This window comes from Embleya sp. NPDC127516, from assembly GCF_044765325.1.
In the GTDB taxonomy this organism is placed as follows: Bacteria; Actinomycetota; Actinomycetes; order Streptomycetales; family Streptomycetaceae; genus Embleya.
This window is the reverse complement of sequence record NZ_JBIWJT010000073.1, coordinates 1-12,506: the sequence shown is the minus strand read 5'-3', so window position 1 is coordinate 12,506 and position 12,506 is coordinate 1. Positions and strand designations below refer to the sequence as shown.

Here is a 12,506-nt window from a genome sequence, read left to right as displayed (position 1 = left end):
GCGGAAGGGTGTGGACGTGGCGTAGAGGTCGAGTGCCATGCCGTCCCATTGGCTGCCTTGTCCGGGGAAGACGAACACGATCTTGCCGGGGTCGGTGGTCGCGGTGCCCTGGATGAGGTCCGGGGTTTCCTGCTGCTGTGCGAGGGCGTTGAGGCCGGCGGTGTGGTTGCCGATGACTACCGCGCGGTGCTCGAACAGCGTGCGCCCGGCCAGTACACGGGCGACCGTCGTCGCCGACAAGTCGGGCCGGCTGTCCAGGTGTTCGCGAAGACGGCGAGCCTGCTCGCGCAGCGCCTGTGGCGAACGCGCCGACAACAGCCAGGGGGTGGGCAATGAGTCGGGGACAACCGGGGTTTCCGGTTGCGGCTCCGGGTCGACCGGCGCCGGCGCGACGACCGACACCGGTGCCTGCTCGATGATCACGTGCGCGTTGGTGCCGCTGATGCCGAAGGACGAGACACCGGCGCGGCGCGGGTGGTCCGTCTGCGGCCACGATTCGCTCTCCGTGAGCAGGGTGACCGCGCCTGCGGTCCAGTCGACGAGCGGGGAGGGTTCGTCGATGTGCAGTGTCTTGGGCAGTACGCCGTGCCGCATGGCCAGGATCATCTTGATCACCCCGGCCACCCCGGCGGCGGCAAGCGTGTGCCCGATGTTCGACTTGATCGACCCGAGGCGCAACGGCTGGTCGGCAGCGCGGTCGGTGCCGTACGTCGCGAGCAGGGCCTGAGCCTCGATCGGGTCGCCCAGCACGGTTCCCGTACCGTGTGCCTCGACCGCGTCCACCTGGTCCGGCGCCAGTCGCGCGTTGGCGAGTGCCTGGCGGATCACGCGCTGTTGGGAGGGGCCGTTGGGTGCGGTGAGTCCGTTGCTGGCGCCGTCCTGGTTGATGGCGGAGCCGCGTAGTACGGCGACGATGGGGTGGCCGTTGCGTTGGGCGTCGGAGAGGCGTTCGAGCAGGAGGAGGCCGACGCCTTCGCCCCAGCCGGTGCCGTTGGCGGTGGAGGAGAATGCCTTGCAGCGGCCGTCCGGCGACAACGCGCGCTGCCGACTGAACTCGATGAACGAACTCGGCGTGGCCATCACGGTCACCCCGCCCGCGAGGGCGAGCGAGCATTCGCCGCTGCGCAGCGACTGTGCGGCCAGGTGGATCGCGACGAGGGAGGACGAGCACGCGGTGTCCACCGTCACCGCCGGACCCTCGAACCCGAACGTGTAGGCCACCCGACCCGACGCGACACTCGTCGTGTTCCCGGTGGACAGATAGCCCTCGACGCCCTCCGGCACCTTGGCCAGGCCCGAGGCGTAGTCCTGTGAGATCACCCCGGCGAACACACCCGCGTCGGTGCCGCGAATGTCGGCGGCGTCGATGCCCGCCCGCTCGAACACCTCCCACGCGGTCTCCAGGAGCAGCCGTTGTTGTGGGTCGGTGGCCAGTGCCTCGCGCGGGCTGATGCCGAAGAACTCCGCGTCGAACCGGTCCGCGTCATAGAGGAATCCGCCCTCACGCGCGTACGTGTGTCCGACCCGGTTCGGGTCGGCGTCGTAGAGGTTGTCCAGATCCCAGCCGCGCTCGGTGGGGAATCCACCGATGGCGTCGGTGCCTTCGGCGACCAGTCGCCACAGGTCCTCGGGCGTGCGGACGCCGCCCGGGAAGCGGCAGCTCATCGCGACGATCGCGATCGGGTCCTCGGCCGGCCCGCCGTCACCGAGTACGCGCGCGGTGGGTACTCCCGCCGAGGGTACGAGTCCGCCGACGACCTCGGCGCGGACGAACGCGGTGAGGGCGAGCGGGGTCGGATAGTCGAAGATCAGCGTCGCCGGGAGCCGAAGGCCGGTGGCCGTGTTGAGCCGGTTGCGCAGCTCGACGGCGGTGAGCGAGTCGAAACCCAGGTCACCGAACGCGTGTTCGCGATCCACCGCCTCGGGGGTGGCGTGGCCGAGCACGGCCGCCACCTGGGTCCGGATCAGGTCCAGGATCAGCTCGTCCTGCTCGGCGGCGGACCGACCGGCCAGCCGCCGACCGAGCGAGGAGCCCGCACCGGCCCCGCCGGCATGGGCGGTGCGTCGGGTCGAGATGCGAACGAGGCCGCGCAGCAGGGTGGGCAGGGTCCCGGCCGTCGCCTGGGCACGGAGTGCGGCGGGGTCCAGGTGGGCCGGGACGACCAGGGCGTCCCCCCTCGCCACGGCGGTGTCGAACAGGGCGAGCCCGGTTCCGCTGTCGAGCGGCACCAGTCCGCTGCGGGCCACCCGGGCCCGGTCGGTGGCGTCGAGCGTGTCGGTGATTCCGCTGGTTTCGGTCCAGAGTCCCCAGGCGAGTGAGGTGGCGGGTTGGTGGTGGGTGTGTCGGTGGTGGGCGAGTGCGTCGAGGAAGGTGTTGGCGGCGGCGTAGTTGGCTTGTCCGGGGTTGCCGAGGGTGCCGGCGATGGAGGAGTAGAGGAGGAAGTGGGTGAGGTTGTGGTGGTGGGTGAGTTGGTGGAGGTTCCAGGCGGCGTCGATCTTGGGGCGTAGGACGGTGTCGAGGTGTTGGTCGGTGAGGGTGGTGAGGGTGGCGTCGTGGGTGGTGCCGGCGGTGTGTACGACGGCGGTGAGTGGGTGGTCGGTGGGGATGGTGTCGAGGAGTGCGGCGAGCGCGGTGCGGTCGGCGGCGTCGCATGCGGTGATGGTGATCCGGGCGCCGAGTGCGGTGAGTTCGTCTTGGAGTGCTGTGGCGCCGGGGGCGTCGGGTCCGCTGCGGCTGGTCAGCAGGAGGTGTTTGGCGCCGTGTCGGGTGATGAGGTGTCGTGCGGTGAGGCTGCCGAGGGTGCCGGTGCCGCCGGTGATCAGGATGGTGCCGTTGGGGTCGAGGGGGCGGGGGAGGGTGAGGACGACCTTGCCGGTGTGTCGGGCCTGGCTGAGGTAGCGGAAGGCCTCGGGTGCACGGCGGATGTCCCAGGCGGTCACCGGCAGCGGCCGGATCGCCCCGCTTTCGAACAGAGCCAGCAACGCGGCGAGCATCTCCCGGATGCGCTCCGGACCCGCCTCCATGAGATCGAACGCCCGGTAGGTGATGCCGGGGTGTCGGGTGGTGATGGTGTGGGGGTCGCGGATATCGGTTTTGCCCATTTCGAGGAAGCGTCCGCCGGGTTGTTGGAGGCGGAGTGAGGCGTCGACGTGTTCGTGGGCGAGGGAGTTGAGGACGATGTCGATGCCGCCGTGGTGGTGGGTGGCGGTGTGGAAGGTGTGTTCGTAGTCGAGGGTGCGGGAGTTGGCGATGTGGGTGTCGTCGAGTCCCTGGGCGCGGAGGGTGTTCCATTTGGTGGGGCTTGCGGTGCCGTAGACGTCGAGGTCGAGGTGGTGGGCGAGTTGTACGGCGGCCATGCCGACGCCGCCGGTGGCGGCGTGGACGAGGAGTGTTTCGCCCGGTTGTGCTTCGGCCAGGTCGACCAGGCCGTAGTACGCGGTCAGGAACACGATCGGGGTCGCGGCGGCCTGCTCGTCCGTCCAGTCCGCCGGGACTCGGGAGAGGTATCGCCGGTCGGCGATCGTGCGCGGTCCGACACCACCTTCGAGCAGGCCCATCACCCGGTCGCCGGGGGCCAGGTCGGTGACTCCCGGGCCGACCTCCAGGACCACCCCGGCGCCCTCGCTGCCGATCAGGGCTTCACCCGGGTACATGCCGAGGGTGATCATCACGTCCCGGAAGTTCAGACCGGCTGCGCGCACCGACAGTCGCACCTGATGCTCCGTCAACGGAGCGTCCGCGATCGGCGACGGGAGCAGCGCGAGGTTGTCCAGCGTTCCGTGCCCGGTCACATCGAGTCGCCACGCCGGCTCGGCGGCGGTCGGAATCACCAGCGACGGACGGGAGTGAGCGGGGACCAGACGCGGGACGAACCGCGCTCCCCGGCGCAGCGCGAGCTGCGATTCGCCCTCGGCGAGCGCGGCGGGCAGGGCCGCGTACGACGCCGGATCGTCGTCGAGGTCCACCAGGACGAAGCGATCGGGGTGCTCCGTCTGCGCGGTGCGCACGAGCCCCCACACCGGCGCGCCGGCCGGCCGCACGGGGTCGTGTGCGTCGGTGGCGACGGCGTGACGGGTGAGTACGACCAGGCGGGTCGACGCCAACCGCTCGTCGGTGGACCACTCCCGGAGCAGCGCGAGCGCCGCACGGGTGACCGCGTGGGCGGCGCCGGCTACGTCGTCACCCGGGTCGACGATCGGCGTTGTGACGACCAGCCCCGGTACCGGATCGCCGTTCGCGATCGCGGTCGCCACCGCGGCCGGGTCGGCGTACACCGCGTCGGCGGACGCGGAGATGCCGTGCGGGTCGGCACCCAGGACCGCGAACGGGACGCCGGCCGGCTTGCCTTCGGGGGCCGGCGCGGCGAGCCAGTCCAGGTGGAAGAGGGAGTCTCGGCCGGTGTCCTCGGTGACCGCGGTGAGCCGATCGGCTGCGATCGACCGTAGTACGAGCGCCTCGACCGCGGCGACCGGTGCGCCCGCCTCGTCGGTGGCCGACAGCGCGATCCGGTCCGTCCCGGTCGGGGTGAGCCGTACGCGCAGCGCGGTCGCGCCGGTCGCGTGCAGGGTCACCTCCGACCACGTGAACGGGAGGCGCACGCCGTCCGGTTCGGGCGCGTCGCCCGCGAGGGTGTCCAGCACCAACGGGTGCAGTGCCGCGTCGAGGAGAGCGGGGTGCAGCCCGTATCCCGCGGCGTCGCCCGCCCGGTCCTCGGGCAGGCGGACGTCGGCGTACAGCTCGCCGCCCAGCCGCCAGACCGCGCGCACGCCCTGGAAGGTCGGACCGTAGGCGTAGCCGCGCTCGGCCAGCCGCTCGTACAGGTCACCCACGGGCAGTGCCTCGGCCCCGGCGGGCGGCCAGACCTCGGCCGCCGCGTCGTCATCGGCCGTGCCGAGTGCGGCGCCCCCGCGCTCGGCCAGGACACCGGTGGCGTGCCGCGTCCATGAGGCCGACTCGGCGCCGGCGCCGTGACCCCCGCGACCGCCGGGCCCGCCGGTCGGTCGGGAGTGGATGGTGACGGTACGCCGTCCCGCTTCGTCCGGGCCGGCGATGGTGAGCTGGAGATCCACCCCGTCCCGGACCGGGAGCACCAGCGGTGCCTCCAGGGTCAGTTCCTCGATCGTGTCGCACCCGACCCGGTCGCCCGCCTGGATCACGAGGTCGATGAAGGCGGTGCCGGGGAGCAGGGTGGTGTCGAGGACGGTGTGGTCGGTGAGCCAGGGGTGGGTGGTGCGGGAGAGGCGTCCGGTGAGGATGAGTCCGTCGTTGTCGGCGAGGGGGAGTGCGGCGGCGAGGAGCGGGTGGTCGCTCGCGTCCAGCCCGGCGGCGGCGACATCGGCACCCGCGCGTGCTTCGAGCCAGTAGCTCTCGTGCTGGAAGGGGTAGGACGGGAGATCGTCCACGAACCCGGCTTTTGACGGAACCACTGTGCCCCATACCGGAGTTCGCGCGAACAACCGGGCATGCGCGACGGCGGTGACGAGAATCTCCGGCTCCGGCTGCTCACGGCGCGAGGTCGGGATGAAGGCCGGCGAGGTGTCCTGGGCCGTGTCGTCCGACCGCAGACTCTCGACGGTCTCCCGAGCGAGCGCGGTGAGCGTGGTGTCCGGACCCAACTCCAGGTAGGTGGTGACGTTTTCGCGGTGGAGGGTGGTGATGCCGTCGTGGAAGTGCACGGCGTGGCGGATGTGGTTGGTCCAGTAGCCGGGATCCGCGAGTTGCTCGGCGGTGGCGATCGTCCCGGTGGTGTTGGAGATCAGGGGCGTGTGGGGGGAGTGGTAGGTCAGGTCGGCGGCCACGGCGTGGAACTCGGAGAGGATCGGCTCCATGTGGGGTGAGTGGAACGCGTGGCTGACCTTGAGTTCCTTGGTCTTGTGACCGGCCGCGCGGGCCTGTTCGGCGATGCGGAGGCAGAGCTCTCGATCGCCGGAGATCACCGTGGCCCGAGGCGCGTTGTGGGCGGCGACGGAGACCAGGTGCTGGTGTCCGTCGAGGAGTTCGGCCAGCTCGTTGGGCGCGGCGCTGACCGCGATCATGGTGCCGCCGGTGGGTGCGGTTTGCATGAGGCGGGCGCGTGTGGTGACGAGGGTGGCGGCGTCGGGGAGGGTGAGGACTCCGGCGAGGTGGGCGGCGGTGAGTTCGCCGATGGAGTGGCCGATGAGGTAGTCGGGGGTGATGCCGTGGTGGGTGAGGAGGTGGTGGAGTGCGGTTTGGAGGGCGAAGAGTGCGGGTTGGGTGTAGCGGGTCTGGTCGAGGAGTTCGGGGTGGTGGTCGATCACCTCGCGCAGAGGCGTGTCCAGGTGCGGATCGAGATGGGCGACGACCTCGTCGAAGGCGTCGGCGAACACCGGGTACGCGGCGCGGAGTTCGGCGCCCATGCTCGGTCGTTGGCTGCCCTGCCCGGTGTACATGAACGCCGTCCGGCCGGGTCCGGCGAGCCGATGGCCGTTTACCGCGGTGTGCAGGCTTCGGTCCTGTACGAGGGCGGACAGCCCGGCCAGGAAGTCGTCGCGACGGATGCCCACGACGGCCGCGCGCCGGTCGAAGACGGTTCGCCGGGTCGCGAGCGTGCCCGCGATCGCGGTGAGGTCGGCGTCGGGATGTGCCGTGACGTACGCGTGCAGCCGCTCGGCCTGCTCCCGCAGTGCCTGCGGCGTGCGGGCGGACAACACCCACGGCAGGGGCCCCGACGGCGACACCGCCGCGGTGGCCGGGTCGTCCTCGTTCGTCCGCGCGGCGGTCGAACCGGTGTCCGGACGCTCGGGATCCGCCGCGGCCTCCTCGGCGGGCTCGGGTTCGGGGGTCTGTTCCAGGATCACGTGGGCGTTGGTGCCGCTGATCCCGAAGGAGGAGACGCCCGCGCGGCGGGGATGGTCGGTCTCGGGCCATGGTTCCGCCTCGGTCAACAGCGATACCGTGCCGGCCGACCAGTCGACGTGCGGCGCGGGCTCGTCCACGTGCAGCGTCTTGGGCAACACCCCGTGCCGCAGGGCCAGCACCATCTTGATCACCCCGGCGACGCCCGCCGCCGCCTGGGTGTGTCCGATGTTCGACTTGATCGAGCCGAGCCGAAGCGGCGGCCCGCCCTGGCGGTCCTGCCCGTAAGTGGCGATCAGCGCCTGGGCCTCGATCGGGTCACCCAAGGTGGTGCCGGTGCCGTGCGCCTCCACCGCGTCGACCTGATCCGGCGTCAATCCGGCACTCGTGAGGGCCTGTTGGATCACCCGCTGCTGGGACGGGCCGTTGGGCGCGGTGAGTCCGTTGCTCGCGCCGTCCTGGTTGACCGCCGAGCCGCGGATCACTGCGAGTACGTGGTGCCCATTGCGTCGTGCGTCCGCCAACCGCTCGACCAGCACCAGTCCGACGCCTTCGGCGAACCCGGTACCGTCCGCGCTGCCGGCGAACGAGCGGCACCGCCCGTCGGGGGAGAGCCCGCGCTGCCTGCTGAACTCCACGAACAGCCCCGGAGTGGCCATCACCGTGACACCACCCGCGAGCGCGAGCGAGCACTCGCCCTGTCGCAGCGACTGGACCGCCAGGTGCAGCGCGACCAGGGACGACGAGCAGGCCGTGTCCACCGTCACCGCGGGACCCTCGAGACCGAAGGTGTAGGACAGGCGACCGGACGCCACGCTCGTGGTGTTCCCGGTCAGCAGATAGCCCTCCAATGCCTCCGGTGCCTGGTGCAGGCGCGGCGCGTAGTCCTGCGCGATGGCGCCGACGAAGACACCGGTGTCGCTGCCGCTCAGCGCCGAGGGCCGGATCCCGGCCCGCTCGAAGGTCTCCCAGGCCGTCTCCAGCAACAGCCGCTGCTGCGGGTCGGTGGCCGCGGCCTCGCGGGGGTTGATCCCGAAGAACGCGGCGTCGAAGCCGTCCGCGCGCTCCAGGAAGCCGCCGGTCCGGGCGTAGGAGGTCCCGGGGTGTTCCGGGTCGGGATCGTACAGCCCGTCCAGGTCCCAGCCGCGCCCGGCGGGGAACCCGCCGATGGCGTCGGTGCCGTCCGCGACCAACCGCCAGAGCCCCTCGGGGGTGTCGACGCCGCCGGGGAACCGGCAGGCCATGCCCACGATCGCGATCGGCTCGTGCTTCTCGGACTCCACCTCGTGCAGTCGGCGACGGGCCTGGTGCAGGTCCGTGGTCACCCGCTTGAGATAGTCGCGAAGCTTCTCCTCGTTGGCCATCTGGCGTAACACTCCCTAACGCGAAACCGCGAAGTCACTGTGGTCGGAACGGGTGATTCAGGAGATGCCGAGCTCGTTGTCGATGAAGTCGAAGATCTCGTCGTCGGAGGCTGCGTCGATCTTCTCGGCCACCGCGGCGTCGCCGCCCGGGGCACCGGTACGGCTCGCCGACTCGTTGAGCCGGACCACGAAGTCCGCCAGCCGGGCGGCCAAACGTTCCCTGGTCCCGTCGTCGGGCACGGCGGTGGCCAGCGCCGCCTCCCACCGATCCACCTCGGCGAGCAGCGGCAGCGCGGGTGCGTCGGCGGGCACCAACTCGGTACGCAGAAACTCGGCCAGGACGCTCGGCGTCGGGTGGTCGAAGACCAGCGTCGCGGGCAGGTGCAGGCCGGTCGCGATGTTGAGCCGGTTGCGCAACTCGACGGCGGTGAGCGAGTCGAAGCCCAGTTCCTTGAACGCCTTCTCCGCCTCGACGGACTCGGACGCCGAGTGCCCGAGCACGGCCGCCGCCTGGGCGCGTACCAGTTCGAGCAACCGCTCCCGCGCGTCGTCGGGGGGCAACGCGCGCAGCCGGTCCGCGAGCGAGGCCGAGATGTCGCCGGGTGCCGCGGGCGCCTCGGCCGCGCGGCGGAGCCGCGCCCGCACCAGGCCGCGCAGTACCGCGGGTACCCCGTCACCCGCCCGGGTGCGCAACGTCGCCAGGTCGAGCGGGAACGGGATGAGCACCGGATGCCGCAGATCCGCCGCCTCGTCGTACAACGCCATGCCCTGCGCGCTGGTGATGGGCAGGAAGCCCGTGCGCGCGAGTCGCTCGACGTCCGAGTCGTCGAGATGGCCGGTCATCCCGCTGCTCTCGGCCCACAGCCCCCAGGCGAGCGAACTGCCGGGAAGGCCGCGGGTGTGTCGGTGGTGGGCGAGCGCGTCGAGGAAGGTGTTGGCGGCGGCGTAGTTGGCCTGACCCGGATTGCCGAGGGTGCCCGCGGCCGAGGAGTAGAGGACGAAGCGCGCGAGGTCGTGGTCGCGGGTCAGCTCGTGCAGGTTCCACGCGGCGTCGACCTTCGGACGGAGCACGGCATCGACGTGGTCGTCGGTGAGCCCGCCGAGGACCGCGTCCCGGAGCGTGCCCGCGGTGTGGATCACGGCGGTGAGCGGGTGCGCCGAGGGGATGGCGTCGAGGAGTTTGGTGAGCGCGGTGCGGTCGGCGGCGTCGCATGCGGTGATGGTGATCCGGGCGCCGAGTGCGGTGAGTTCCTCTTGGAGTGCTGTGGCGCCAACGGCATCCGGTCCGCTGCGGCTGGTCAGCAGGAGGTGTTTGGCGCCGTGTCGGGTGATGAGGTGTCGTGCGGTGTGGCTGCCGAGGGTGCCGGTGCCGCCGGTGATCAGGATGGTGCCGTTGGGGTCGAGGGGGCGGGGGAGGGTGAGGACGACCTTGCCGGTGTGTCGGGCCTGGCTGAGGTAGCGGAAGGCCTCGGGTGCACGGCGGATGTCCCAGGCGGTCACCGGCAGCGGCCGGATCGCCCCGCTGTCGCACAACTCGCGGATTGCGACCAGCATTTCCTTGACCCGATCCAGGCCGGGGTCGAGGACGTCATAGGCCCGGTAGGTGATGCCGGGGTGTCGGGTGGTGATGGTGTGGGGGTCGCGGATATCGGTTTTGCCCATTTCGAGGAAGCGTCCGCCGGGTTGTTGGAGGCGGAGTGAGGCGTCGACGTGTTCGTGGGCGAGGGAGTTGAGGACGATGTCGATGCCGCCGTGGTGGTGGGTGGCGGTGTGGAAGGTGTGTTCGTAGTCGAGGGTGCGGGAGTTGGCGATGTGGGTGTCGTCGAGTCCCTGGGCGCGGAGGGTGTTCCATTTGGAGGGGCTTGCGGTGCCGTAGACGTCGAGGTCGAGGTGGTGGGCGAGTTGTACGGCGGCCATGCCGACGCCGCCGGTGGCGGCGTGGACGAGGAGTGTTTCGCCCGGTTGTGCTTCGGCGAGGTCGACCAGGCCGTAGTACGCGGTCAGGAACACCACCGGAACAGCCGCCGCCTCGGCGTACGTCCACCCGTTCGGCACCTGGGTGAGCACCCGGTGGTCGGCGACCGTGATCGGCCCGACACCGCCCGGCAGCAGGCCCATCACCCGGTCGCCGGGGGCCAGATCGCTCACGCCCGGGCCGACCTCCAGAACCACGCCGGCGCCCTCGCCGCCCGGCGGCCGGGAGTCGCCGCGCACCATGTCGAGGCCGATCAGAATGTCCCGGAAGTTCAGGCCGGCGGCCCGCACCTCCAGCCGAACCTGTCCCTCGCCCAGTGGTTCGAGGGCCTCGGGCGCGGGTTCCAGGTACAAATCCTCCAGGGTGCCGGTATGCGCGGACGCCAACCGCCAGTTGGCACCGTCCGCGGGCACCGCCAGGACCTCGTCGGCCACCGGACGGGTCAGACGCGGCAGGAACGCCTGCCCATGTCGCAGCGCGAGTTGGGGTTCACCGGTGGCCAGCGCGAGCCGAAGCACACGCTGCGACTCGGCACTGCCGTCGGTGTCGACGAGGATGAAGCGATCCGGGTTCTCGGACTGCGCGGAGCGCAGTAGGCCCCAGAGCGTGGCGCCCGGCAGGTCGGCCACGTCCTCGCCGGGGTGGGTGCCGACGGCACCTCGGGTGAGGACGGCCAGTCGAATGCCGGTGAGCTGCTCGTTCGCCGCCCACTCCTGAAGGAGCGCGAGCGTGCGCCGGGTGATCGTCCGTACGGTGGCGGCCGGGTCGGCGGAGTCGCCGTCCGTACCCGACGCGACCGGTGTCGCGGCGTCCAGCACGAGCACCGCCGGCTGCTCGGCGCCATTGTCGAAACGGCCCAGCCAGTGCAGCAGTTCGTCAGGGGTCAGGACGGGCGGAACGGAGGCGTAGGGGTCGGCTGAACCAGTGGACGAGGTGGACCGGATCGGCCTGTCGGCCTCGTCGGTCGACGAGCCGTCGGCCGAGGTCAACGAGAGCGGCGTCCAGTCGAGCCGGAACAGCGCCTCGTGCCGGTGTGGGGTGTCGCCTTGTCCCGCCGAGGCCAACGCGGCGAGGTGCTCCGGCGAGATCGCCCGAGTCGCCAGCGCGCCGACCGAGACCACGGGCGCGCCGACCGCGTCGGCGACGTCGAGCGCAACGACCCCGTCGCCCACGCGCGCAAGCCGAACCCGCAACGAACGTGCACCGGCGGCGTGCAGCCGAACACCGCGCCAGGAGAAGGGCAACCGGATCGATCCGTCGGTCGCGTCGTCCGCGTCCCCTCGTTCGTCGTCGCGAGACAGGAGGTCGCGCGCCATCGGGTGGAGCGCGGCATCGAGCAGCGCGGGGTGGAGCCCGAAGGCAGCCGGGTCGGTGCCCTCGGGCAGGCTCACCTCGGCGAAGAGATCGTCGCCGACCTGCCAGGCGGCGCGAACCCCCTGGAATACCGAGCCGTATCCGTAACCAGCGGAGGCCAGCGTCCCGTACAACTCGTCGGCGTCGATCGGCACGCCATCGACAGGCGGCCAACTCGTCGCGTCGAACGTCGCTGCCGTGGCGCCGAGTGGGTCGGGGGCCAGGGTGCCCGCGGCGTGCCGGGTCCAGGGTTGGTCGGTGTTCGCGTCGTCGCTGCGGGAGTGGATGGTGACGGCGCGCCGGCCGGTGTCGTCCGGGGCGGCGACGGCAACTTGGAGCCGGACGGCGCCGATCGCCGGGACGACGAGGGGGTTCTCCAGGACGAGTTCTTCGAGGTTCGGTGTGTCACCGAGCTCGGCGGCGTGCAGCGCGAGATCGACGAACGCGGTGCCGGGCAGCAGCACGGTGTTCAGGACCGCGTGATCGGCCAACCACGGGTGGGTGGCGAGCGAGACCCGGCCGGTCAGTACCAGCGGTCCACCGTCGGCGAGTTCGACCGCCGCCCCGAGGAACTCGTGTTCCGTCGAGACGAGTCCGAGCCCACTCGGGTCCTTGGCGACGGCCGGGGTGTCGAGCCAGTAGTCCCGGTACTGGAAGGCGTACGTCGGCAACCCGGGATCGGGGGTGCCCGACGCGGACGGCGGGGGGATGTGCGTGGCCAGCGCTCGGGAAACGCCGTGGGTGTGCAGGGTTGCCAGGCTGGTGGTGAAGCGGTGGTGGGTGCCTTGGTCGCGGCGGAGGGTTTCCACGACGTGGACGTTGGGGTTGTTGGCCGTGTCGGAAATGGCGTGGGTGAGGACGGGGTGGGGGCTGGACTCGATGTAGATGTGGTGGTTGTTGTGGGTGAGTTGTTCGATGGTGGGTTGGAGGAGGACGGGGTTGCGGAGGTTGTCGTACCAGTAGTGGGCGTTGAGGGTGGTGGTGTCTTGGATGTGGG

General features: G+C 71.3%; 2 protein-coding genes. Both read right to left on the bottom strand.

What is annotated here, in order from left to right; genetic code table 11:
• A partial coding sequence (locus ACIRL2_RS50895; protein ID WP_402242569.1) for an SDR family NAD(P)-dependent oxidoreductase occupies positions 1–8,181 on the bottom strand: 8,181 nt, incomplete at its 3' end.
• 57 nt (positions 8,182–8,238) lie between these two features.
• Positions 8,239–12,506, bottom strand: a 4,268-nt coding sequence (locus ACIRL2_RS50890; RefSeq protein ID WP_402242567.1) for an SDR family NAD(P)-dependent oxidoreductase, incomplete at its 5' end; no start/stop codon positions are given.